The following is a 24389-nucleotide window of genomic DNA, read 5'->3' on the forward strand; positions in this document are numbered from 1 at the left end:
ATGAAGATGCGGCTCTGGATCACCCTCACTGTGGCGACCTTCGTTGGCATGCTCATCGGCCTGCTGGCCCCCACGCGAAGCGGCGGCCGGCACGACAGGTAACGGGGGGTGATTCCTGTCGTGCCGGCCGCCCGATCACGGGCCGGGCCGGAGCCGGGGCGCGTCCCGGCCCGCCCGGCCCCGGTCATCGGAACCGGTCTTCCAGCTCAGAAGCCGGCGGTCACCCGGGTGAAGTCCCAGTCGTTCTGGGCGATTCCGCTGCAGTTCTGGGCCACGCCGCCGTTGGGGCAGGGACGGTCCCTGTTGACCGACCAGAAGGCCAGCCTCCCGAGCCCCTTCGACTTGGCGTAGTCCCGGATCCTGGTCCAGGTGTCCACCGAGGTCAGCTCATACTGGTCGGACAGGCCATTCATGCCCGAAATGCCCATATGGGCGTACGCGGTCGCGTCGGGCCAGCCCCACGCGGACTTGAGCGCGTTCTTCAGTCCCTCGGCCGCGTTGACCGTGTTTCCGTACATGTCGGCGCCGCCGCCGAAGTCGAACGGCATGATCGTGTAGTTGTCGATGTCGACGCCGAGCGCCTTGGCCTGGTTGATCAGCCGCGTGCCGTAGTACGTCGGCCCGGTGGTGGCGGTGCCGAACGTGACGACGACCTTGACGCTCGGGTTCTTCTGCTTGACGATCTTGAGGGCGTTGAGGATGCGGTCCTGCACCGTGGTGTTCTCGAACTCGTCGGAGTTCTCGATGTCGAAGTCCACCACGGCCGGCCGGTGGGCGTCGATGACCTTCTGCACCGCGTCGGCGAACGCGGCAGGCGTGGAGCAGTTCGGGCCGAGCTTGTTGCCCGACCAGCCGCCGAAGGAGATCTGCACGTTGCCGCCGGCGTTCTTGATCTGGGAGATCGCCGCCGCGTCCTGACCGCCCAGCAGCGGACGCTGGCCGTCCCAGGCGGGGTTGCATCCGCCGCTGGAGAGGATGAACGCCATGGTGAACTGTTTGACCCCGGTGGCGTTCATGACCGTGACCGGACTGGGCGGGTTGCCCCAGCCCGTGTAGAAGTACGGCGCGCCGGGCAGTTTGCCGCCACCCGTGCAGCCGCTCGTGGTGCCGGTGACCGCCGAGCTCGCCACGGACTCACCGTTCGAGTTGTACGCCTTGACGGTGTAGGTGTGCGTGGTGCAGGCGCCGAGGCCGGAGATCGTGGTGCTGGTCCCGCCCGCGGTGCCCGCCACCCCGGCGTCCTCGTACACGCGGTAGCCGGTGACGGTGCCCGAGGAGGCTCCCCAGCTCAGCGAGATCGAATTGGTGGTGGTCCCGGTGACGCTCGGCGTTCCCGGCCTGCCCGGCGCTCCCGCCGGAGGAGTCGGACTGGGGCTGGGGGTTCCTCCGCCGCCGACGACCTTCCACAGCGCCGGGACGATCGGCGGCTCCCAGCCGGGCAGGGAGGTGTGGCCCTGGATGCACTCGTACTCGACGCCGTTGTAGGTCACCCGGTCGCCGGTCCTGTAGGCGGTCCACGCCGCCCAGGCCGGGGCGGCGAGAGCCGTGCTCGCCCCGGCGGTCACCTGGCCGTAGGCGACGGGGGCGGTGACGGCGAGACCGGTCACCGACAGCGCCAAGGCGGTGAGAGTCGCCGTCAATGTGCGGCTTGATCTCATGGCTGTCCTTCGAGGAAGGGGATGGGGGGTGATTTTGGGCTTCTCGCGATCAGCCGAGGCCGTCGAGGTACGCCCGATGGTTACGGGAGAACTCGAAACCGTGGTACTCGTCCCGGTTGATGGACCACGTCATCAGGCCTCGTGGGCCGAGGAAGACGCCGTGCGGCCGGTAGGAGCCACAGCCGGTCGCTCCCAGCGCCAGTACGGCTACCGCCGCCGGCTTTAGCACGGACACATTCCTCTCACTTTCACCGTGATCTTGCGAAACCTCGCAGACATGGTCGATGACCTGGCCCGACACTCATCGTGATCTTGCAGAAATCAGCGGGGTACGGTCGTGAGCCGCACCTTCACCTTCCGTGATCTTGCAGTGCATCAAGAGTGCAAGATCACGGAGGACGTTTCGCCAGCTCAGAGGAGATGTCTGCGAGATTCTGCAAGATCACGGGCGGTTTTTCCGCTGGCCAGACCGGCCATGTGCGAGTAATTACAAGATCATGCGGGGGGTTGGAGGGGGTGATTCCTGGGGGTTGGGGGGTGGTCATGGGATCCGTACGGCCGGCGGCCAACCGAGGCGGCCGGATAGGACGGCGCCGGCCGTACGGCGCTCTGGGGCGCCTGGGGACGTGACGCGGATGGAGGTTACGGGTCCGAGAGGGCCATGATGCGGCTCCGAGTCATCTTTCTGTTAGGAAAGTTTCCTAAGAGTTGATCGGATCGTAGCCCTATGTGCGATGGCCGCACAAGACCCAAACCGCATGTTTTCTGACCACGGGTGTCAGGACCCGGCAGCCTCCCGGTGAACACGGAGGGGCCCGGTTCGGCCAGGTGGCCGAACCGGGCCCGGTCGCCCTTGAGAGATCAGGGCGCGTCGTATCCGAGGGTGTAGGCGCCGGAGCCGCTGTAGGCGTTGACGCGATAGCGGTAGTAGCCGGCGCTACCGCTGTAGCTGAGGGTCTCGTCGGCGCCCGGGGTGATGCCCTGAGCGACGGTCGTCCAGGAGGATCCCGACCACTTCTGCAGGTAGAGGTCGTAGTCGGTGCCGTTGGGGCCGTCCAGGCAGGCGCGGTGCGTGCCGGAGGCGCCGGTGTAGAAGTAGCTGCCGTCGGGCTGGTAGGCGTTGGATCCGGAGCTCAGCGTGCCGGTCTTGACGGTCTCATACCCCTGGCAGGTGTCGGGAGTCGGGGACGGGGACGGGGTGCCGCTGCAGGAGGAGTCGCTGCCGGACACGTTGACCGCGGTCCAGGCCGCCTGCACGGTCTTGTACTCGAGGGAGCAGATGCCGTAGAGGTCGGTCGCGGCGCGCAGGGTGTAGGCGCGAGCCGTGTTGCCGGGGTTGCCGGAGTTCACGTAGCGGGTGCTGGAGGTGAAGTAGTTGGCCAGCGCGCGGAACCAGATCTTCGCCGCCTTGTCCCGGCCGATGCCGGCCACGGCTGAGGCCGAGCCGCACACCGGCGAGTTGCCGTACTGCGTGCTGCCCGAACCCTCGGCGAGGATGAAGAAGAAGTGGTTTCCCACGCCGGAGGAGTAGTGCACGTCGACGCTGTTGGTGCTGGTCGACCAGCACGAGTGCGATCGGCCGTCCAGTGACGGGTTGTACATGTACCGCAACGGGGTGCCGTTGCCGTTGATGTTGATCTTCTCCCCGATGTCGTAGTCGCCGGGGTCGGAGCCGTTGCCGGAGTAGAACTCGACCATGGTGCCGAAGATGTCGCTGGTCGCCTCGTTGAGGCCGCCGGACTCCCCGGAGTAGGTCAGGTTGGCGGTGCGCTCGGTCACGCCGTGGGACATCTCGTGCCCGGCCACGTCGATCGCGACCAGCGGACGGGAGTTGCCCGACCCGTCGCCGTAGGTCATCTGGGAACCGTCCCAGAAGGCGTTCACATAGTTGTTGCCGTAGTGGACCCGGCTCGGCACGCCCTGTCCGTTGCCGAAGATGCCGTTGCGGCCGTGCACGTTCTTGAAGTAGTCGAACGTGGTCGCCGCTCCGTAGTGCGCGTCGACGCCGGCGCTCTGCCGGTTGCCGCTGGAGCCGTTGCCCCAGGTGTTGTCGGCGTCGGTGAACGTCGTGCAGGTGCCGCTGGTGCGGTTGTTCATGTCACAGGTACGGCCGTTGCCGCGGTCGGCGTCGACCATGCTGTAGGAGCCGCCCGACCCCGAGGTGGAGATCGTCACGGTGCCCGAGTAGATCGAGTTGCCGACGCCGTCCACATGCATGATCTCGTCGAACGACGTCAGGACCGCCCCGGTGACCGCATCGGTGATCACGTGTAGCCGGGACGGGGTCTGCCCGTCCTGCGCCACGCCGCTGACCACGGTCTCCCAGGCCAGCCTGCCGTACCCGGAGGAGGCGTCGACGATCAGTTCCGGCTTGGCGATCTCGCCGACCTCTCCGGTGAACGCGTCCCTCGCCCCGGCCGCCGCGTCCGCGGCGCTGATCTTGGGGGTGACGCCGAGTGTGAGCGGAGCCGCGAGACCCACCGACGCCCCGTCGAAGGCGCCGTCCCTGTTCAGGTGGACGACGAAGTCGCCGCCGAGGACCCGCAGATTGTGATACTTCCGGATGTAGCGCACGTGCGCCGCGCCGTCGCCGTCCACGTTGGCGACCGACACGGTGTACCTGTCCGAGCCGCCGGCGCGCACCGACTCGCCGTGCTGCACGATGGCCTGGTCGGCCCTGGCGACGACGGAGGGGTCGGGGGTCGGGTCCGTCGCCGTCGAGGCGGCGGCCACGGACATGGGGATCGCGGTCGCGACGGCCGCGGCGGCGATGCCGAACGGGGCCAGCCTTCGGAGGAAACCTCTCATGTTGTCCTCGCTGCTAGACGATGTGGGGGCACGCGGTGCCGGCCGGATGGCCGTACCGCGACATCGACGCGGGACCTGTACCGGTCGTTCATCGCCCGGACAGGGCAGGAGCGCCGCGACCAGACCGTCCCAATCCCGACAGACCGGGTCAACGATCTGTACGGATCATGCAAACTCTGTCGATCCGTACGGCAGCGCGATCACAGCCGGCGGGACGCAGGTGACAGATGATGACGAAGTGACACGCTTCGGGCCACGGTTGGCAAGGAAATCGACAAAGCGGTGCGCCCCGCCTCCGGCCCCCGATCAGCCCGGACAGGCCGGTCCGCGATGATGGAGACCGGCTCGCGGGAGAACAGCCGGCCGCGGAGATCAGAGAAGCGGTCTGCCGGCTCTGGCGGCGAAATCGCGTACATCGAGCCGTCCACCCCAGCGGGCCACCAGCCGGTCGCGCAGACCGCGAAGCTCCTGGCTGATCATGGAGGTGGGCATGGCGACCGCCTCGGCGAGCACCGGCTCGGCGACCACGAGCGCGGCCTCCGCGTTCCCCGCACAGGCGTAGCCGTCGGCCAGCCGTAGCGTGAGCATCACCCGGGTCTGCCGCATGTGCGGCGCCAGATGACGTAGCGACCTCTCGATCGCCTGGACCGCCAGACCGGCCACCGACCGGCCGGCCGTGACCGCGGCGATGTCGCGCAGCGCGCCGCCGGTGTTCGCCTCGACGTGGAGGTGACCTGCGGCGCCGCACAGCCAGGGCGCCTCGAATTCGTCGCGTTCGCCGAACCGGGCCAGGTGCATCCTGGCCTGCGCGATGTACCGGTGGCACTCGGCCGCGTCACCGCCCAGCGCGTGTGCCCGGGCCTCGTAGAGATCGGCCAGTGCCGCCGCCCACTCCCGGCCCGGTCCGGCCGCGCGGATGCCCCGCGCGTACGCCAGAGCGGACTGCGGGTCGCTCTCCAGCCGCGCGAGCGTGCTCATGTCCCCGAGGAGGGACACCCGCGTCTCGAGATCTTCGGCCATCGCCGCCCAGCGCAGGCCGGCGCCGAACCAGGCCGCCGCCATGCCGTTGCGGCCGCGCTGCATCCGCAGTACGGCGGCCAGTTGCGCGTAGCCGGCGGCGAGGCTGAGCAGCGCCCGCCGGTACGGCCCGGCGAGCACCTCCATCCATCGCGCGATCGCGTGCAGCGCGTGCTCGACCACCGTGACCAGCATCGCGGCCGCCCGCTCGTCACCCGCCTGCCAGTACGCCGCCAGGAGCGCGGCCAGCACGTGTACGGCGTCGGCGTCGATGCTCTGCGGGGGCGGGGAGGTCTGGTCGAACGCGCAGGACGCGAGATAGCTCGACAGCGCCTCGGCCGGAACGGGCACCACGCAGCCGTCGGTGCCGTGAAGCGGGCACGCGACCCCGTAACTGGGCAGATGCGACGGCCAGCTCAGCGTTTCGAGGATCTCCAGGTCGGCCAGCAGCGCCCTGCCGTCCCCGGGCAGCGGATCGGACGGGGACAGCCCGGGCCCGATCCCGGCCTGCCCCGGCAGGGCGGCGGCCGTGTAGGCCGCCTGAAGTTCCCCGCCCGTGCCCAGCAGGTCGTCGAGCCGGCGCACGAGGCGCGGGGACGGCTCCCGGTTCCCGCCCTCCAGCTTGCTGATCGCGCTGTGGTCGTAGCCGACGTGGATGCCGACCTGCGCCTGGGTGAGTCCGGCCCGGCGCCGCCAGTGCCGCAGACATCGGCCGAACTCCTCCCATCGTGCCGGCACCCGGACGGCTGGAGGGTTCGCGTGAGCAGTCTCGGCGTCCACCGGGCTCCCAAGGAGTGCGCGGAAATTGCGGGTGACATGACCGCCCGGGCGTACACGAGGGCGCCGAAGCGTGCGTGCACCGCACGCGTCCGGTGGCCGTGCGCGACCGGTGCGCGTGCGCGAACGGGTACGTCGCGCTGATCTGGTAGGCGGCCGCCTCTTTATGGAGATTTTATTAAGATCGGTCGAATCGTAGCTCTACCGCGCATACCCGACAAGACCCGATTTGACGCCTTCTGTCGCGTTCTCGTCCCCGCTCGCCGGCGAAGTCCATGTCGTCGTGGATCCGGCCGAGGTCGAAGCCGTCCACGGGCCTCCTCCGGGCCCGCGGCGGATCTCCCGGACCGGGCGGGAGGCGATCTGTAGATCTTGGTGTGGCTATAAGGTGAGAAATCATTTTCTGTGGGAGCACCGTTGTTCTTCGGCATCACCAATATCTGGGCCTACGTCGTCGGCTCGTTCCTCATCATCCTGCTGCCCGGCCCCAACTCGCTGTTCGTACTCTCCGCCGCGGCCAGGCGAGGCGTCAGGTACGGATACCGCGCCGCGTGCGGGGTCTTCGTCGGCGACAGCGTGCTGATGTTCCTCTCCGCCGCCGGCGTCGCCTCGCTGCTGAAGTCGACGCCGCTGCTGTTCTCGGCGGTCAAGTACTCCGGGGCGGCGTACCTGGCGTGGATCGGCTTCGGCCTGGTGCGCGCGGCGTGGAGGTCGCTGCGCTCCCCCGCCGCGCCCCAGGAGGTCGAGACGGCCGAGGAGTCCATGCCGCCGGAGAACGGCCCATTCCGCAGGGCTCTGACGATCAGCCTGCTCAACCCCAAGGCGATCCTGTTCTTCGTGGCGTTCTTCGTGCAGTTCGTGGACCCGGCGTACGCCACTCCCGCGCTGTCCTTCCTGATCCTCGCGCTGATCATCCAGGTCTTCAGCTTCGCCTATCTGACGATGCTCATCTTCGGGGGCACCTTCCTCGCCGACCGTTTCCGGCGGCGGCGCAGGCTGTCGGCGGGCCTGACCTCGGGGGCGGGCGTCCTGTTCCTGGGCTTCGGCGCCAAACTGGCCACGGCCACGCTGAGCTGATCGACAGACAGCCACAGAACGTTACAAATTGGCAGGTTAGAGGGCACTGGACGCAAAAATCAGGTAATGTCCGGGCATGTCCGGCGCCTCGTTCCCCCGCATCCAGACCGTCACCGGCGCGGTTCCCGTCTCGGAGCTGAACGGACCGGTGCTGCCCCACGAGCATATGCGCACCGACACCCGCTGGGCCATCGGTGTGGACTCCGATCCGTACCGCTGGCTGGACGAGGAACGCCACATCATCCCGGAGATCAGGGTGATCGGGCGGGAGCACGGCCTCACGCTGATCGTCGAGCACAGTTGCCTGGGCATGGCGAGGGATCCGGCCGCGCTGGCCCGTGTCGCCATGGACACCCGGGTCCACATCGTGGCGGCGACCGGCTTCGCGGCCGAGCCGTTCTCCGGCGGGCTGATCCGGCACCGCGACACGGACGAGCTCACCGGCGACCTGCTGCGGGAGATCGGCGCCGGACTCGACGGGACCGGCACCCGCCCGGGGCTGATCGTTGCGGCGTCCTGGGGCGAGACCCCGACTCCCGCCGAGGAGCGCGCGGTAATCGCGGCGGCCCGTGCCTCGCTGCACACCGATCTCCCGGTGGCCACCGAGGGCCTCCACCTGCTGGAGCTCCTGCTCGCCAACGGCGTTCCCGCGCACCGCCTGAGCGTTCGCGGCGCCGACGCCCCCACCCAGCGCAAGATCGCCGAAACCGGGGCCTACGTGAGCGTCCGCGAGGCCGAGCACGCCCTCGCCCTCCTGGACGCCGGCCACGCCGAGCAGGTGCTCCTCAGCAGCGGGGTGGAGCGCCAGGAGCACGTCGCCGCCTATGGCGGGCACGGGTACGGCCGGCTGTTCGACGTGCTCGTGCCCACCCTGACCGCCGCCGGCGTCGACGACGACACCCTCCACCTGATCACCAGCGAGAATCCCCTGTGCTGGCTGACCGGCGAAGGGTGATCCCCCTCACCCCCCACCCCCACCCCAGGGCGTGATCTTGCGAAAACTCGCAGACATTACCCTTGACCTGCACATACCCCTTTCGTGATCTTGCAGAAACTTGCAAGCACCACACCCCACCTGCGGCTTCGGCACCCGTGATCTTGCACTGCAAGATCACGAATGATGTTTCCCCAGGTCAATTGAGGTACGTGCGAGTTTCTGCAAGATCACGACGCGGGTCGTCCCAGCTCAAGGCACTCATCTGCGAGCAATTACAAGATCACGGCAACTGGCTGTGGGGGATCAGGAGTCGAAGCCGAGGCCCAGGGCGTCGAGCAGGCGCAGCCAGGCGTTGCGCCGGCCCCGGCGGGCGTCGGCACGGGCCAACGACCAGCGGGTGAGCTGGACGACGCCCGACCGGAACGGCTCGGGCGGGAACGGCAGCGGCTTCTCCCTGACCATGCGCAGCCGGGTCCGCTCGGTCTGTCCGCCGCCGAAGCCGGGACCGCCCAGATCCGGCCCGCCGAGCAGGTCGAGCATCACGTTGGCGCCGAACCGGGTGGCGCCGACGCCCAGCCCCGTGTAGCCCACCGCATAGGCGAGGCGGGAGCCGTACGCGGTGCCGAAGAAGGCGCTGAACCGGCTGCAGGTGTCGATGACCCCGCCCCAGCGGTGGGTGAAGCGCACCCCTTCGAGCTGCGGGAACGTCTCGTAGAAGTGCCTGGCGAGCTTCTCGAACGTGGCGTCCCGCTGGTCGTGGGACGCCTTGATCAGGCCGCCGTTGTGGTAGATCGCGTCATAGCCGCCCCACAGGATCCGGTTGTCGTCGGTCAGCCGGTAGTAGTGGAACTGGTTGGCGGAGTCGCCGACGCCCTGCCTGTTCCGCCAGCCGAGCTCGGCCAGCCGTGCGGGCGACAGCGGCTCGGTCATCAGCGCGTAGTCGTACACGGGCACGAGGAAGTGCCCGAGCCTGCGCAGCAACGGCGGGAAGACGCCGGTGCCGAGCGCCACCCGCCGGGCCCTGACCCTGCCCCCGGGGGTGTCCAGCTCCAGCGGCCTCCCACCGTCGCGCACCGACCTGACCGGCGTGTGCTCGAAGATCCGAACACCGAGTCGCAGGCAGGCGTCTCTCAGTCCCCAGGCCAGCCGGGCCGGGTCGACCATGGCGGTCCCATCCCGGTCCCACAGGGCGCCGAGGTATGTCGGGGAGTCCACCTCGGCCCGCGTCTGCTCCCGGTCGAGCCGGTCCAGCCGCAGGCCGAGCGACGCGGCGGCCCGCGCCTCCTCCTCCAGGCCGGCGAGCTGCCACTCCTCGGTGGCGACGTGCAGTTCGCCGGTGCGCTCGAACGAGCAGTCGATGCCGTACCGCGTGACCGTCGCCTCGATCTCGGTCAGATTCCGCCGCCCGAGCCGCTCCAGCGTGGAGATCTCCTCGGGCCAGCGCCGCAGCCCGTTGCCCAGACCGTGGGTGATGCTGGCGGCGCAGAAGCCGCCGTTGCGGCCGGAGGCCGCCCATCCGATCCGACGGCCCTCCAGCAGGACCACGTCGAGCGACGGCTCCCGCTCCTTGGCCAGCAGCGCGGCCCACAGGCCGGAGAAGCCGCCACCGACCACGGCCAGATCGCAGGTCGTCCCGCCCCCGAGCCGCGGCAGCGGCTCCGGCGCGATCGGCCGGTCGAGCCAGTACGGCTTGCGCTCCGCGTCAGCGAGTGCCTTCAGCGGATCCACACATTTCACTTCCCTACAGCGATTCGATCCGCGGCATCAGCCGCGACGGCGGGTCATCAGGGCGTTGACCACGGCGATCAGCACGCCACCCGCGAAGATCAGTGTGCCCATGATGTTGACCTGGGGCGGAATGCCCACGCGCGTGGAGCCCCAGATCCACAGCGGGAACGTCAGCGTGCCGCCGGCGGTGAAGTTGGTGATCACGAAGTCGTCGATGGACAGCGCGAAGGCCAGCATCGACCCCGCCAGCACACCCGGGAAGATCATCGGCAGGGTGACCAGGCGGAACGTGGTCCAGGTGCCGGCGCCGAGGTCCCTGGCCGCCTCCTCGAGCGAGCGGTCCAGCGTCATCACCCGGGCCCGGACCGTCACGGCGACGAACGAGATCGAGAACATCACATGCGCGATCACGATCGTCCAGAACCCCAGCGGCAGGGCGAGCGTGACGAACAGCGACAGCAGCGAGGCGCCCATCACGATCTCGGCACAGGAGATCGCCGCGAACATGACCACGTTCATCGCCCCGGACCCGCGGAAGCGGTACCGGCCCAGGGCCAGGCCGATCAGCGAGCCGAGCACCCCCGCGATCACCATCGTCAGCAGGGCGATGAGCAGCGAGTTCTTCAGGGCCTCGGTGAGGTCGCCGATCTCGAACATCTTGCCGTACCACTTGAGGGTGAAGCCCTGCCAGGCGGTGTTGTAGCGGCCCTGGGTGTCGTTGAACCCGAACAGGATCATCACGGCGATCGGCAGCAGCAGCCAGGCGATCACCAGCCAGGTGAAGATCTGCAGTCCGCGACCGCCCAGCAGCGGCCTGCGCCCCGGCGCGCGCACGCTCATCGGGCCGCCACCTCCAGCACGTCCTCGGTGCCCAGCGCCCTGGCGTAGGCGAAGATGCCGACCAGCAACAGCGCCATCAGCGTGAACGACAGCGCCGAGGCCGTCGGGTAGTCCTGGGTGATCAGGTACTGGTTCTGGATGACGTTGCCGATCATCGTGGTGTTCGTCCCGCCGAGCACCGAGGCGTTGACGTAGTCCGAGGTCGCCGGCACGAACGTCATGAGCACACCGGCGAAAACGCCGGGCAGCGACAGCGGGAGCACCACGCGCAGGAACGTCTGGATCCGGCTCGCGTACAGGTCCCGCGCCGCCTCAAGGACCCGCGGGTCGATCCGCTCCAGCGCCACGTACATCGGCAGCACCATGAACGGCAGGAAGTTGTACGCGAGGCCGCCGATCACGGCGTACGGCGTGGCCAGCACCCGGAAGTCCTCCGGCAGCAGCCCGATGCCCTTGAGCGGGCCGAGCAGCATGCCGTTGTCCGACAGCAGGAACTGCCAGGAGATCGTCCGCAGCACGAACGACACCAGGAACGGCAGCAGCAGGAGGAACAGGTAGACCGATTTGCGGCTGCCGCCCTTGAACGCGATCCAGTACGCCACCGGGAATCCGATGACGATCTGGATCACGGTCGAGGCCAGCCCGTAGATCACCGAACGGATGATCTGGTCGTGGTAGTTCGTCAGCCCGTCAGCGTAGGAGCGCCAGTTGAAGGTGAACGCGTAGCCGTCCTCCACGCTGCCCGACTGCAGCGACAGCGACAGCATGACCACCATCGGGACCACGAAGAAGATCGCGAGCCAGATGCCGCCCGGGAAGATCAGCGCGTACGGCGTGAGCGCCGCCCTGAGCCTGCTCATGAGGTGGTGATGGGCTGGAAGACGCTCTCGAACTTCTTGTGCTTGTCGCCGGTGTCGAGGGTGACGTAGTTACGCAGCTTGGCGTAGTCCTCCCGGCTCGGGAACACCAGCGGGCTGTTGGCGATGGTCTCGAGTTCCTTCTTGTCGTCCCCGGAGGCCTTCGCCGCCTTGTCGAGGATGACGTCCTTGGCCCGGGGGACCGGCGGAATGTAGTTGATGTACTCCGCCATGCTCGCCGCGATGTCGGTCTCGTAGAAGAAGTCGATCATCATGATCGCGTCGACCGGGTTGGCCGCCGTGATCGGAATCATGAAGTTGTCGGTCCAGATCGTGGCGCCCTCGTCCGGAATCACGAACTTCAGGTCGGTGCCGTCGGAGAGGTTCTTCTGGAAGATGTCGCCCGACCACGCCTGGGTGATCCAGATATCGCCCTTGGCCAACGGATCGATGTACGACTGGTCGTAGTATTTCCGGACGATCCCGGAGTCGCGCTGCTCCTTGAGCTTCTCGGCCGCCTTCTCCCAGTCGGCCTGGGTGGAGGTGGCCGGGTCGATGCCGAGCAGGAACAACGCGAAGTTCGCGATCTCCTGCGAGTCGGCCATCATGCCGACCTTGCCCTTGTACTTCGGATCCCACAGCGCGGAGTAGCTCGTGGGCGGGGTGTCGACGTACTTCGGGTTGTACGCGATGCCGGTCATGCCCGAGGCGTACGGGACGGTGAACACGTTGCCCGGATCGAACGCCCCCTGCTTGTACTGCTCCCCGGCGTTCTCGGCGAAGTTCGGCAGGCGGGCGTGATCGAGCGGCGCCAGGTAGCCCAGCTTGATCAGCTGGGTGAGCTGGTAGCTGTTGGTGACGATCATCACGTCGTAGCCGATGGACTGCCCAGCGGCGAGCTGCGGCTGGATCTTGGCGTACCAGGTCCCGGTCTCCTGGATGACCTCCTTGTGGTTCACCGTGATCCCGGTCCGCCTGGTGAACTCCTTGAGCTCGGGCAGCTTGGGATCCATGTAGAGCGGCCAGTTGGCGAAGTCGATGTGGCCGTTCTGCGTCTTTCCTGACCAGTACTTGTCCACCTCGGACTCCACCTGCGCGGAGGAGGTGGGCCGCGACACGCTCTTGCCCTGCACACCGCAGGCGGCGAGGGCGAGCCCCGCGGCCGACAGGCCGCTCAGGCGCAGGGCGTCGCGGCGGCCGAGGCGCCGTCCGGTCATGCCGCGGAGGAAGGCGAGATCCTGCCTGGAGGGGTCGTTCATGGGGTTGCGCTCCGGGGGAGTTGCTGTGCCTGCTCTGGGTACCGCGCGGTGATCGGTGTGGTCACCTCAGCGCGTAGGAGTGCCGGGGCTGCCAGGAGAGCCACACCGTGTCGCCTCGCCCGGCCGTGATGGTGCTGTCGTGCGCGTTCTGCTGGAACACGGTGATTTCGGCGCCGTCGGCGAGCACCACCGTGTAGCTGTTGTAGGTCCCGAGGTACACGACCTCCGCCACCGTGCCGCGCACGATGCTCAGGTCGCCCGCCGGCTGCTCCGTCGAAATCGTGATCTTCTCGGGCCGTACGGTGAGGTCCACCTTGTCGCCCACGGTCGCCGTGCCGTCGGCCGGGACCACGATCTGGTCGCCGGCTCCGAACGAGAGCACCGCCGTCGCGCCGGTCACCTTCCGTACCGTGCCGCTGAGCAGGTTGGAGGTGCCGATGAACCCGGCGACGAACTTGGTCGCCGGCCTCTCATAGATCTCGCGCGGGTCGGCCAGCTGCTCCACGAGCCCGTCGTTCATCACGGCGATGCGGTCGCTCATCGTGAGCGCCTCGCTCTGGTCGTGGGTGACGTACACGAACGTGATGCCCACGTCGCGCTGGATGCGCTTGAGCTCGATCTGCATGGCCTGGCGCAGCTTCAGGTCGAGCGCGCCGAGCGGCTCGTCGAGCAGCAGCGCCCGGGGCCGGTTGACCAGCGCGCGGGCGAGCGCGACACGCTGCTGCTGGCCGCCGGACATCTCCCTGGGGCGGCGCTTCTCCCGGCCGACCAGGTCCACGACCTCCAGGATGTCGCCGACACGGCGCCTGATCTCGTCGGCGGGGACCTTCTTGCGCTTGAGCCCGAAGGCCACGTTCTCCCACACGCTCATGTGCGGGAACAGCGCGTACGACTGGAAGACCATGTTCACGTCACGCCGGTTCGGCGGCACGTCGGTGACGTCCTCGCCGCGCAGCCGGACGCTCCCCCGTGTGGGCTCCTCGAACCCGGCGATCATCCGCATCGTCGTGGTCTTGCCGCAGCCGGACGGACCGAGGAGGGAGAAGAACTCGCCTTCGGCGATGGAGAGACTTACCCCCTTCACGGCCTGAACGACCTCTCCGTGTGACACGTACTCCTTGACGACGCTGTCGAGCTCGATGGCGGGCACTTCTGCTGATACGGGGGCGGCCACAACGACCGCCCCCGTGCCCGCCTGGATGTCTGTCATTCCAGGCTTATCCCTCTTTGTCGATAGGCCGTACGGCCGATCGTGGCCTACTCGCCGATGTAGTGCATGACGTGCTTGACGCGCGTGTAGTCATGCAGGCCGAAGACCGAAAGGTCCTTTCCGTAGCCCGAGTGCTTGAAGCCGCCGTGCGGCATCTCGGACACGAACGGGAGGTGGGTGTTGACCCACACCACGCCGAAGTCCAGGCGCCGGGACATGCGCATGGCCCGGCCGTGGTCGGAGGTCCACACCGAGCCGGACAGTCCGTACCGCACGCCGTTCGCCTTGGCCAGCGCGTCCGCCTCGTCGGTGAACGTCTGGATCGTGATGACCGGGCCGAAGATCTCGTCCTGGATCATCTCGTCGTCCTGGCGGAGGTCGTCGACGACGGTCGGCGCGAAGAAGAACCCCTTGTCGCCGACCCGGTGTCCGCCGGTCAGGACCTTCGCGTGGTCGGGCTTGCGCGCGAAGAATCCCTCCACCCTGGCGAGCTGCGCGGCGTTGTTGAGCGGGCCGAAGTAGGCGTCCTCGTCGTCCAGGCCGCCCATCTTGGTCGCGGCCACCGCCTCGGTGAGCGCGGCGGCGAACTCGTCGTGGACGCTCTCCTGGACGAGCACCCGGCAGCCGGCGGTGCAGTCCTGGCCGGCGTTGTAGAGGCCGGCCTCGGCGATCGCCGCCGCCACGGCCCCGATGTCCTTGACGTCGTCGAACACCACGACCGGCGCCTTGCCGCCGAGCTCCAGGTGGACGCGCTTGAGATCGTCGGCCGCCGACCGGGCGACCGCCATGCCCGCGCCGACGGAGCCCGTGATCGCGACCATGTCCGCGCTCGGGTGGCCGACGACCAGCGCACCGGTCTCACGGTCCCCGGTGACGACGTTGAAGACGCCCGCCGGGAGGACGTCCCCGACGATCTCGGCGAGCTTGAGCGTGGAGGCGGGAGTGGTGTCCGACGGCTTGAGCACGATCGTGTTGCCGGCCGCGAGCGCGGGAGCGATCTTCCAGACCGCCATCATCATCGGGTAGTTCCAGGGCGTGACCTGGCCGATGACGCCGATCGGCTCGTGCCGGATCATGGACGTGTGGTCGGCGAGGAACTCTCCGGCGGTCGGGCCCTCGATTGTGCGGGCCGCCCCGGCGAAGAACCGGAAGTGGTCGGCGCCCACCGGCGTCTCGTCCTCGGCCATCCGGGCCCGAGGCTTGCCGGTGTTGCGGCACTCCGCCTCATTGATCTCGTCGGCCCGCGCCTCGATCGCGTCGGCGATCTTCAGCAGCAGCGCGGCCCGCTCACCCGGCGTCGTCTGGCCCCACGTCTCGAAGGCGGCGGTGGCGGCGGCGTAGGCCGCGTCGACGTCCTCTCGGCCCGACACCGGCGCCTGGGCGTAGACCTCGCCCGTCGTAGGGTCGACCACGTCGGAGAAGCGCCCGCTCACGGCGTCGACGAACTTCCCGTTCACGAAGTTCTGGAGACGGGTGGTCAACATTGACCTCCTGTTGAGGTGGCTGGAGTTGTCGCGACTCTGACAGAGAAAACAGACAACTACAAGGGAATCCGTGGCTAAGATACCAAATCGCTACGAATTCGATTGCCGTGAGCAGCGGAGTTGACAACCTGTCGGATCCTGATCACACGACGTCGGGAACTACCCTGTAACGCGAGGTCACATCGGTGACAGCCCGTCTCCCGTCCCACTCCATCCCCCAGAGAGGACACCCCCCCGAGGATGACCAATCCGTCCAAGGTACGCGCGCCCGGCAAGGGCGGGCCAGTGACGCTCGACGAGATCTCCAAACAGATCATCGAGCAGCTTCAGACCGACGGGCGCAAGCCGTACGCCGCGATAGGCAAGGCCGTGGGGCTGTCCGAGGCCGCGGTACGCCAGCGGGTGCAGCGGCTGCTCGACCTCGGTGTGATGCAGATCGTCGCGGTCACCGATCCCCTGTCGCTCGGATTCCCCCGGCAGGCGATGATCGGCATCAAGTGCGAGGGCGACCTGGACGCCGTCGCCGAGGAGCTCTCCTCGATAAAGGAGATCAACTACGTGGTGCTGACGGCCGGCTCGGTGGACCTCATCGTCGAGGTGGTCTGTGAGGGGGACACCCACCTGCTGGAGATCCTCGGCAAGATCAGGGCGATCGCCAGCGTGCGGGCGACCGAGACGTTCGTCTACCTGAAACTGCACAAGCAGACCTACTCCTGGGGCACTCGTTAGACCGTCTCCCCCCGAGCCCGGTTCCCCGAAGCCGATCGGTGCGAAGTGGGCGTGCGCTTCCGTCCGGAGGTGCCGGTGGCGTCCGTCGAGCCGTGGACCCGGTCACGTGCCGGGTCTGTCCCGGGGGCCGCTCGTGACCTCGGCGGTGACGCGGGCGACGGCACGGACGGGGGCGCCGTCGGCTGAGCCGAGCCGGAGCGGCAGCAGGAAGACCTCGATCTCATGCCCCGCGGTCTGGGCGGCCAGGAGGTCGTCGAGGTTGCGCAGGTTCTCCGCGATGACGGCGTGCGCCCCGCACAGGACGCGGTGGGCGGGAATCTCGCCGGCTGGGGTGGGGTCCACGCTCAGCGCGTCGATCCCGACCGTCAGCGTCCCCGACCGTACGATCCGCTCGGCCGCCTCGACGGTGAGCCACGGGTGCGCCAGGTAGTGCTCGTCCCCCCAGTGCTCCGCCCAGCCGGTGGCGATCAGCAGGATCGTCCCCGGCCGTGAACCCGCGGACGCCAGCGCCGGCGCCAGCGCCTCCGGCGTGATCGGCGCGCGCGGCGGCAGGCCCCGCACGTCGGCGACGACCGCCGGACCGGCGAACCGGTCGAGGGGCAGGTCCGCCAGCGTGGGCAGCGCGTCGTCGATGTGGTAAGGCGCGTCCACGTGGGTGCCCGACTGCGACCCGAGGCGCAGGCCGAGGACGTTGACCCCCTCGGCCGCGACCGTCAGCGCCGGTTCGATCGTCACCTCGGGATCCCCGGGGTAGACCGGCATCCCGGTCGCCATCGGCACCGTCAGGTCGATCAGCATGTCGCCTCCCATGGCGATGGAACGCGTTCCGTCCAGGTTCTCCGGCAGCGTGGAGAACGTATCGTCACCGATCTTCTCGCTGAACGCGTCCGCGGTCCCCACGACCCACGGGTCACCGCGATCACCGGATTACCCGACGGGTACGGAAATGTGGATATAAGCTCCTGTGCACATGCGGGTCGCCAACCTCTCCTTCCGCTACGGGCGGCGGGATCCATGGGTGCTGTCCGGGGTGGAGCTGAACCTCGGCGGCGGTGACGTCGTCGAGATCACCGGGATCAACGGCACGGGCAAGTCCACTCTCCTGCGCCTGCTCGCCGGACTCCTCAGACCCGTCAGGGGCGTGATCGAGGATCGGCCCGCCGTGGTCGGATACGCCCCGGAGCGCTTCCCGGTGGGCCAGCCGTTCACCGTCGCCGCCTACCTCGGGCACATGGCCGCCGTCCGCCGCGTCGATCCGCGATCCGCGGGGGAATGGGCGGAACGGCTCGGCATCGATCACCTGCTCGGCCGGCGGCTGCACGACCTGTCCAAGGGCAGCGCCCACAAGGTGGGCCTGGCCCAGGCGCTGCTGTGCCGACCGGGGCTGCTCGTCCTCGACGAGCCCTTCGCCGGCCTGGACGCGGCCACCCGCGCCGAGCTGCCGCGCGTCATCGGCGAGGTGGCGGCGGGAGGCGGCATCGTCGTCGTCAGCGACCACCAGGGCGACCTGCGCGCGCTTCCCGCAAGACGGCGGCACGAGGTAAGCGACGGGACCGTCCGCGAGGTCCCCGTCGCCGAAGAGCACCCGGACGACCTGTCCGGCGCCGCGGAGCCGGACACGGTGCTCGAGGTCCGCGTGGCCGCGTCGAAGGCCGTCGATCTGGCCGAGCGGCTACGGGCCGAAGGCCACCACGTCCGGACGATCCGTACGGCGGCGGGCCGATGATCGCCCTGGTCCGATTCCGGCTCGCCGCCTACACGCGCTCCCACCGGGCCGTCCAGCCCCTCATCGGGCTGCTTCCGCTGCTGGCGATCCTCTACGCGGCGCCGGTCCCGCCCGGCGCCGAGCTGGGGGCGGCGGCGGACTCGGCCGCCATCCTCGTCCCGGTGTTCGCCTGGGCCGCCCGCGGGCTGCTCGACAGCGAGCCGGACGAGCAGCGGATGATCTCTCGTACGGCCGCCGGCCGGTCGGAGGTGGCCGGCGGACTGCTGGCCGCCGGAGCGTACGACCTCGTGCTGGCCGCCGTCGCCATGACGGCGCTCGTCCTGCGTCTGTCGGCCGCCCCCGGCGCTGCCGTACTCGCCGCCGGCGCGTGCCTGCACCTGCTGTCGGTGATCGCAGGTGTGGCGCTCGGGGCGCTGACGAGCCGCCCGATCATCGCGTCCCCCGCCGTCTCGAGCATGACCCTGATCCTCGGTTACCTGGTCATGCTGCTCATCAGCATGTCGGGGACCCGCTGGCTCGGCGTCCCGCTGCTGACCTGGATGCGCGACGCACACCACGGCGTCCTGCTCGCCGAGCTGCCCCTGATCACGGTGCAGTCGCTGCTGTGGCCCGCCCTCGGCCTGGCCGGCTACGCACGTCTTCGCCTGACCCGTCCGTGACGGTCACGACGGGTTAGCGGCGGCGAGCTGGCCGCAGGCACCGTCGATCTCCCGGCCGCGGGTGTCCCGTACGGTCACGGCGACACCGTGCGACTCCAGCCTGCGGACGAAGGCCCGCTCGTCCTCCGGGCGTGAGGCCGTCCACTTCGACCCGGGCGTCGGGTTGAGCGGGATGAGGTTGACGTGCACGAGCTTGCCCTTGAGCAGGCGGCCCAGCAGGTCGGCGCGCCATTCCTGATCGTTGATGTCCTTGATCAGCGCGTACTCGATGGAGACCCGGCGTCCGGTCGTCCGCGCGTACCGCCAGGCGGCGGCGAGCACCTCGGACACCTTCCACCGGGTGTTGATCGGCACGAGCGTGTCCCGCAGTTCGTCGTCGGGCGCGTGGAGGGACACGGCGAGCCTGACGGGCAGCCCCTCGCCCGCCAGCTTGTCGATGGCGGGCACCAGGCCGACGGTCGAGACCGTGACGCCCCGGGCGGAGATGCCGAGACCGGCGGGCACGGGGTCGACGAGGCGGCGGATCGCGCCGATGACGGCCTTGTAGTTGGCCAGCGGCTCGCCCATCCCCATGAAGACGATGTTGCCGATCCGGCCGGGGCCGCCGGGAACGTCGCCGCGCGCCAGCGACCTGGCGCCAGCGACGACCTGCTCGACGATCTCGGCGGTGGACATGTTCCTGGTGAGACCGGCCTGGCCGGTGGCGCAGAACGGGCAGTTCATCCCGCAGCCGGCCTGGGACGACACGCACATGGTGACCCGGTCGGGATAGCGCATGAGCACCGACTCGACCAGCGACCCGTCGAACAGTCGCCACAGGGTCTTGCGGGTCATGCCGCCGTCGCAGGTGATCTCGCGTACGGACGTCAGCAGCGGCGGCATGAGCCGCTCGACCACCCGCTCGCGCAGCACGCCCGGCAGATCGGTCATCTGCTCGGGGGAGGCCGTGAGCCTGGCGAAGTAGTGCCGCGAGAGCTGATCGGCGCGGAACGGCTTCTCCCCCAGCTCGGCGACCGCCTCCCGGCGCTCGGCCATGGTCAGATCCGCCAGATGACGCGGCGGCCTGGCGCGACGCGGCGCGACGAGGGTCAACTGGCCGGGGCGGGTCTGTCCGCCGGCCGGCTGCGTGGTGGTCGGCTGCGTGGTGGTCGGCTGCTCGCTCACGCGGAAACCTTCCGATCTCATGGTTGGTGGAACACGGTCTTAACGACGGCAGCAACCGGGCTTACATTCGGTCTGACGGCCTGTTCGCGGAGGCGACCCGGAGGTTGACGGGTGGACATCACCACCGTGCTCACCAGCCCCAATCCATACCGGAGCCGCACTCTCACAGTCGAAACCGACCGGGAGTCGTCCGTAGCCTACCTGCGGGACGCTCGGGGCGCCGTACGCGGAGCGGTCTGGCTGGCCAATCACCGCCCGGCTCCGGACGTGGCCGACCCGGCCAGGATCGGCGCGGGACTGCCGCCCGTGCTGCCGGCGAACGCCACCGCCCGCCCGGCGGGCACCCCGCCGCTGGACGCGGCCGTGCTGTCCGTTCTCTGGTTCGAGGAGGGTGACGGCGTCGCCCTGTTCGAGAACGGCGAGCTGCTGGCCGTCATTCCGAGCTGGGCGGACATGGACCGCGGGATGCCCGGTTACGCGCGGGACGCCGTGGGCGAGTCGCCGTTCGCGTGGCCGCTGGCCGAGGCGATGGAGGGCCTGTCGTCCCGCGTCGCCCAGGCGCGCGCCCACTGGCGGTGGCGGGAGGCGGCGGGAAGCCGGGCCTCGTTCCAGCAGTCCGTGATGGGCCACCTGGACGGCAGGGTCGGCCCGCCGGGTCGTTACTGGGAGATCGGCGGGGACGGGCTGCCCGTGCTCGGTGTGACGGAACGCCCCGCCACGGCGGCACGCGATCACACCATCCTGTCGACGGTGGGCATGAGCTGCCAACGGATGCCGGGAGCCGAGCTCTACGACACGGCCTGCCGGGTGGAGCTCGCCGTGGCGACGCGGCGGGATCCGAGGACGGTCACCCGGCTGTTCGCCTGGCTGGGCCGGTACCCCTGGCGATCGGTGACCTGGCTGGGGCACGGCCACACGGCCCGATGGCTTCGGGAGGCCGGCGTCTTTCCACTGGGCCGGGAGTATCAGGGGGTTCTCATGCTCTCCGAGGCACCGAAATTTCCCGATACGTCAGGATTTCCGGATATGTCGGGATTCGCGTTTGGGGGTGAACCGGTCCGCTGGCTGTGGCTGTTCCCGCTCACCGAGGCCGAACTCCGCTTCACCGCGGAGCAGGGGCACGCGGCGCTCACCGCGCGCCTGGCCGTACGGCACCGCGGCTGACGGCGTGGTGCACGGTCACGGGCCGACGAGGAGCGTCAGCAGCAGCCAGACCGGGACGAGCGTGAACAGCAGGGAGTCGAGGCGGTCCATGGCTCCGCCGTGGCCGGGCAGCAGTGAGCTCATGTCCTTGATGCCGAGGTCGCGCTTGATCACCGACTCGACCAGATCCCCGAGGGTGGCGCAGACGACCACGACCGCGCCGAGGACCGCCCCCTGCCAGTAGCCGGAGTCGAGCCGGAAATGGACGAGTAACGCCCCGGCGACGACACAGGCGAGCGCCGATCCGGCGAAGCCCTCCCACGTCTTCTTGGGACTGATGAGCGGCGACATCCGGTGCTTGCCGAAGAAGATGCCGGCGAAATATCCCCCGATATCGCTGCAGACCGTCACCGCGATGAAGATGACGACCCGGTCGGCGCCGTCCTCCGGTCTCAGCAGCAGCGGCACGAACCCAGCGAACAGCGCCGGGTAGACGGCGACGAACATGCTCGCCGTCGCGTCCCTGACGAAGCCGTCCGCGCCCTGGAACATCCGCCAGACCAGCAGGACCATCGCGGTCACCGCGAACGCGCCGACAAGGAAGGGGACCCCGCCCCAGTAGGGGCCGACGACCATCGCCGCCATGCCGGCGAGCAGCGGCACCACCGGCACCCGGATGCCGTGGATCGCGAGCGCCTTGGCCAGCTCGTGCACGCCGACGCCCACGGCGGCCAGGACGACGACCAGGAAGGCCGCCTTGACAATGTAGAGCGAGCCGATGACGACCGCGCCGAGCACGACGCCGACCGCGACGGCCGCCGGCAGGTTCCGGCCCGTACGGTTCCCGCCCCCGGCGGCCGCGGCCGCTCCGGAGGCGCCGTCACCGGCGGCCGGCTTCCTGTCGGGCCCGTTCTCCGAGGTGGCGGCCGTTGCGTCCAAAACGTCCTACTCCCTATACGCGTGATCCTTGTGCCGCGCCGCCGTCGCGCGGCGCGACACAAGGATCACGGTCGTACCGGTCCTTCGGCCCGGGGCACGTCCGGCGCTCCCCGCGGCCGAGGTGTCGGTCAGACCTCGAGCAGCTCGGTTTCCTTGCCCTTGAGCAGCTCGTCGATCTTCGCGACGTGCCTGTGGGTGAGGTCGTCGAGCTCCTTCACCGCACGGTGGACCTCGTCCTCACCGGCATCGCCGTCCTTGACCATCTTGTCCAGGATTTCCTTGGCGTGGCGGCGGATGTTCCGTACGGAGACCCGGGCGCCCTCCGCCTTGTTCCGCGCTATCTTGACGTACTCCTTGCGGCGCTCCTGCGACAGCTCTGGGAACACCACGCGGACGACCGTGCCGTCGTTGCCGGGATTGACCCCGAGATCGCTGTCCCTGATGGCCTTCTCGATCGCGTTCAGCGAGCCCTTGTCGTACGGCTGGACAAGGACCATCCGGGCCTCGGGAACGTGAAACGACGCGAGTTGCTGAATCGGAGTCGGCGACCCGTAGTAGTCCACGTTGATCTTGTTGAACATCGAGGGGGTGACGCGGCCGGTGCGGATGCCCGCGAAGTCCTCCTTCGCGACCGCCACCGCCTTTTCCATCTTCTCCTCCGCCTCGAGGAGGGTTTCGTCGATCACTGCGGCTCCCTATTTCCCTGCCGGACTCACCAGCGTGCCGATCTTCTCACCGCGAACCGCCCGCAGGATGTTGCCCTCGCCCATCAGATCGAAGACCACGATGGGCAGGCCGTTGTCCATGCAGAGGCTGATCGCGGTGGCGTCCATGACCCCGAGACCTCGCGTCAGCACTTCACCGTACTCAAGCTGGTCGAACCGTACCGCATCGGGGTTCTTGCGCGGGTCCGCGTCATAGACGCCGTCGACCTGCGTGCCCTTCAGCAACGCCTCCGCGCCGATCTCCAGAGCCCGCTGCGCCGCACAGGTGTCGGTCGAGAAGAACGGCGATCCCAGCCCGGCGCCGAAGATCACCACTCGCCCCTTCTCCAGGTGCCGGATCGCCCTGCGCGGCAGGAACGGCTCGGCGACCTGCTGCATCGTTATCGCGGTCTGCACCCGGGTGTCGATCCCGCGCTTCTCCAGGAAGTCCTGCAGAGCGAGGCAGTTTATGACGGTCCCGAGCATGCCCATGTAGTCGGCACGGGCACGGTCCATGCCCTGCTCGGACAGGGCGGCGCCGCGGAACATGTTGCCGCCGCCGACGACCACCGCCACCTGCACGCCCTCACGGACGGCCTCGGCGACCGAGTCGGCGAGCTGGGCGACGACGAGCGGGTCGATGCCGAGCGCGTCGCCCCCGGCGAACGCCTCTCCCGACAACTTCAGCATCACCCGCTTCCAGCGCAGCGGTCCGTCGTACGACGAAGCCGCCGGCGTAGCGGGTCTGATGTTTTCCTGCACGGCGGCGGCCTCCTCGAAATGTCCCAGGGTCAACGGCTTGTGTCGGTAAGCCTAAGCCTGCCCCACCTTGAACCGGGTAAAAGCCAGAACCTTGACACCGGCCTCGTCCGCGACCTTGGCGATCGTCTTCTTGTTGTCCTTCACGAACGCCTGCTCCAGCAGCGTGAAGTCCTTGCACCAGCCCTTGACCCGGCCTTCGACGATCTTCGCGATGGCCGGCTCGGGCTTACCCTCCTCGCGGGTCATCTGCTCGAACAGCGACCGCTCCTTCTCGATCACCTCCGCCGGCACCTCGGCGGGGCTCAGGAACCTCGGCGCCATCGCGGCGGTGTGCTGCGCGATGTCCTTGGCGACCTCGGCGTTCGGCTGGTCGAGCTGGATCAGCACGCCGACCGCCGGCGGAAGCTGCGGGTCGGTCTTGTGCATGTACGACACGATGTACCCGCCGTCGAGCACGGAGAACCGACGGATCTCGATCTTCTCACCGAGCGTGGCGTTCGTCTCGTCGAGCAGCTCCTTGACGGTCTTGCCGTCCAGCTGCGACTCCAGCAGGGTCGGCACGTCGCCGGGCTTGGTCGCCAGGACATGCGCGACGATGTCGCCCGCGAGCTGCTGGAAGCGCTCGTTCTTGGCGACGAAGTCGGTCTCGCAGTTGAGCTCGAGCAGCGCTGCCAGGGAGTCGCCCTCGTGCTTGACGGCCACCAGGCCGTTCGAGGCGGTGCGCGCCTCGCGCTTGCCGACGTCCTTGGCGCCCTTGAGGCGCAGGATGTCGACGGCCTTGTCGAAGTCGCCCTCGGCCTCCTCGAGCGCCTTCTTACAGTCCATCATGCCGGCGGCGGTCATCTCGCGAAGCCGCTTGACGTCGGCCATGTTCACGGAAGCCATTGTTCTGATTTCCTCTTCAGGACCAG

The 24389-nt window shown here is 68.9% G+C and carries 22 protein-coding genes; 6 read left to right on the top strand and 16 right to left on the bottom strand.

The window, feature by feature from the left end:
- Positions 1 to 206: 206 nt before the first annotated feature.
- The 4 genes from ACQP1K_RS21260 to ACQP1K_RS21275 form a co-directional block, all read right to left on the bottom strand.
- On the bottom strand, positions 207 to 1658 hold the full coding sequence (locus ACQP1K_RS21260; RefSeq protein ID WP_433497459.1) for a carbohydrate-binding protein: 1452 nt from the start codon (positions 1656 to 1658) through the stop codon (positions 207 to 209).
- A gap of 49 nt (positions 1659 to 1707) precedes the next feature.
- Positions 1708 to 1887: a hypothetical protein gene (locus tag ACQP1K_RS21265; protein WP_433497460.1), complete on the bottom strand. Its 180-nt coding sequence runs from the start codon at positions 1885 to 1887 to the stop codon at positions 1708 to 1710.
- Between the two features lie 632 nt (positions 1888 to 2519).
- Entirely contained in the window at positions 2520 to 4466 is a 1947-nt protein-coding gene (locus ACQP1K_RS21270; protein ID WP_433497461.1) for a M4 family metallopeptidase, read from the bottom strand.
- Between the two features lie 372 nt (positions 4467 to 4838).
- Positions 4839 to 6221, bottom strand: a complete 1383-nt coding sequence (locus tag ACQP1K_RS21275; RefSeq protein ID WP_433497462.1) for a helix-turn-helix domain-containing protein — start codon at positions 6219 to 6221, stop codon at positions 4839 to 4841.
- 444 nt (positions 6222 to 6665) lie between these two features.
- Between ACQP1K_RS21275 and leuE the strand changes: the two genes are divergently transcribed.
- Together leuE and ACQP1K_RS21285 are read left to right on the top strand one after the other, a co-directional pair.
- Complete coding sequence (gene leuE, locus ACQP1K_RS21280) at positions 6666 to 7337, top strand: leucine efflux protein LeuE (protein ID WP_433497463.1); 672 nt, start codon at positions 6666 to 6668, stop codon at positions 7335 to 7337.
- A 76-nt stretch (positions 7338 to 7413) separates the two neighbouring features.
- Complete coding sequence (locus tag ACQP1K_RS21285) at positions 7414 to 8292, top strand: aryldialkylphosphatase (protein ID WP_433497464.1); 879 nt, start codon at positions 7414 to 7416, stop codon at positions 8290 to 8292.
- Positions 8293 to 8577: 285 nt separating this feature from the next.
- Here ACQP1K_RS21285 and ACQP1K_RS21290 read toward each other — a convergent pair whose 3' ends face one another.
- From ACQP1K_RS21290 to ACQP1K_RS21315, 6 genes are all read right to left on the bottom strand, one after another.
- A complete protein-coding gene (locus ACQP1K_RS21290) occupies positions 8578 to 10002 on the bottom strand; it encodes an NAD(P)/FAD-dependent oxidoreductase (protein WP_433497465.1) in 1425 nt (474 codons plus the stop codon).
- 36 nt (positions 10003 to 10038) lie between these two features.
- Positions 10039 to 10842, bottom strand: coding sequence for an ABC transporter permease (locus ACQP1K_RS21295; RefSeq protein WP_433497466.1), 804 nt, complete (start codon positions 10840 to 10842; stop codon positions 10039 to 10041).
- On the bottom strand, positions 10839 to 11702 hold the full coding sequence (locus ACQP1K_RS21300) for an ABC transporter permease (protein WP_433497467.1): 864 nt from the start codon (positions 11700 to 11702) through the stop codon (positions 10839 to 10841). The genes ACQP1K_RS21295 and ACQP1K_RS21300 overlap by 4 nt, the downstream gene beginning before the upstream one ends.
- On the bottom strand, positions 11699 to 12958 hold the full coding sequence (locus ACQP1K_RS21305; protein WP_433497468.1) for a polyamine ABC transporter substrate-binding protein: 1260 nt from the start codon (positions 12956 to 12958) through the stop codon (positions 11699 to 11701). Before ACQP1K_RS21305 ends, ACQP1K_RS21300 begins: the two co-directional genes overlap by 4 nt.
- A gap of 61 nt (positions 12959 to 13019) precedes the next feature.
- On the bottom strand, positions 13020 to 14168 hold the full coding sequence (locus tag ACQP1K_RS21310) for an ABC transporter ATP-binding protein (protein ID WP_433497469.1): 1149 nt from the start codon (positions 14166 to 14168) through the stop codon (positions 13020 to 13022).
- A 47-nt stretch (positions 14169 to 14215) separates the two neighbouring features.
- Positions 14216 to 15652 carry a gamma-aminobutyraldehyde dehydrogenase gene (locus ACQP1K_RS21315; protein ID WP_433497470.1) on the bottom strand — a complete coding sequence of 479 codons (1437 nt, stop codon included), beginning with the start codon at positions 15650 to 15652 and terminating at the stop codon, positions 14216 to 14218.
- Positions 15653 to 15892: 240 nt separating this feature from the next.
- On the opposite strand from ACQP1K_RS21315, the gene ACQP1K_RS21320 reads away from it, so the two are divergent.
- Positions 15893 to 16381, top strand: coding sequence for an Lrp/AsnC family transcriptional regulator (locus ACQP1K_RS21320; protein WP_433497471.1), 489 nt, complete (start codon positions 15893 to 15895; stop codon positions 16379 to 16381).
- A gap of 102 nt (positions 16382 to 16483) precedes the next feature.
- Here ACQP1K_RS21320 and ACQP1K_RS21325 read toward each other — a convergent pair whose 3' ends face one another.
- Complete coding sequence (locus ACQP1K_RS21325) at positions 16484 to 17281, bottom strand: cyclase family protein (protein ID WP_433497472.1); 798 nt, start codon at positions 17279 to 17281, stop codon at positions 16484 to 16486.
- Between the two features lie 70 nt (positions 17282 to 17351).
- On the opposite strand from ACQP1K_RS21325, the gene ACQP1K_RS21330 reads away from it, so the two are divergent.
- Positions 17352 to 18107 (top strand): ABC transporter ATP-binding protein, encoded by a 756-nt coding sequence (locus ACQP1K_RS21330; protein WP_433497473.1) that lies wholly within the window; start codon positions 17352 to 17354, stop codon positions 18105 to 18107.
- Positions 18104 to 18766, top strand: coding sequence for a hypothetical protein (locus ACQP1K_RS21335; protein ID WP_433497474.1), 663 nt, complete (start codon positions 18104 to 18106; stop codon positions 18764 to 18766). The genes ACQP1K_RS21330 and ACQP1K_RS21335 overlap by 4 nt, the downstream gene beginning before the upstream one ends.
- A gap of 3 nt (positions 18767 to 18769) precedes the next feature.
- Here the strand turns inward: ACQP1K_RS21335 and rlmN are convergent, their stop codons facing one another.
- Positions 18770 to 19858, bottom strand: coding sequence for a 23S rRNA (adenine(2503)-C(2))-methyltransferase RlmN (rlmN, locus tag ACQP1K_RS21340; protein ID WP_433501609.1), 1089 nt, complete (start codon positions 19856 to 19858; stop codon positions 18770 to 18772).
- Between the two features lie 183 nt (positions 19859 to 20041).
- On the opposite strand from rlmN, the gene ACQP1K_RS21345 reads away from it, so the two are divergent.
- Positions 20042 to 21094, top strand: a complete 1053-nt coding sequence (locus ACQP1K_RS21345) for a suppressor of fused domain protein (RefSeq protein ID WP_433497475.1) — start codon at positions 20042 to 20044, stop codon at positions 21092 to 21094.
- A gap of 15 nt (positions 21095 to 21109) precedes the next feature.
- Here the strand turns inward: ACQP1K_RS21345 and ACQP1K_RS21350 are convergent, their stop codons facing one another.
- The 4 genes from ACQP1K_RS21350 to tsf form a co-directional block, all read right to left on the bottom strand.
- Positions 21110 to 22012 (bottom strand): phosphatidate cytidylyltransferase, encoded by a 903-nt coding sequence (locus ACQP1K_RS21350; protein ID WP_433497476.1) that lies wholly within the window; start codon positions 22010 to 22012, stop codon positions 21110 to 21112.
- Between the two features lie 128 nt (positions 22013 to 22140).
- Complete coding sequence (gene frr / locus ACQP1K_RS21355; RefSeq protein ID WP_433497477.1) at positions 22141 to 22698, bottom strand: ribosome recycling factor; 558 nt, start codon at positions 22696 to 22698, stop codon at positions 22141 to 22143.
- Positions 22699 to 22707: 9 nt separating this feature from the next.
- On the bottom strand, positions 22708 to 23406 hold the full coding sequence (gene pyrH, locus ACQP1K_RS21360; RefSeq protein WP_433501610.1) for a UMP kinase: 699 nt from the start codon (positions 23404 to 23406) through the stop codon (positions 22708 to 22710).
- A gap of 123 nt (positions 23407 to 23529) precedes the next feature.
- The gene (tsf, locus tag ACQP1K_RS21365) at positions 23530 to 24363 is read right to left on the bottom strand and encodes a translation elongation factor Ts (protein WP_433497478.1); all 834 of its coding nucleotides are present in this window, start codon (positions 24361 to 24363) and stop codon (positions 23530 to 23532) included.
- Positions 24364 to 24389: the final 26 nt, after the last annotated feature.

The organism is Sphaerimonospora sp. CA-214678 (assembly GCF_050942215.1).
Taxonomy (GTDB): domain Bacteria; phylum Actinomycetota; class Actinomycetes; order Streptosporangiales; family Streptosporangiaceae; genus Sphaerimonospora.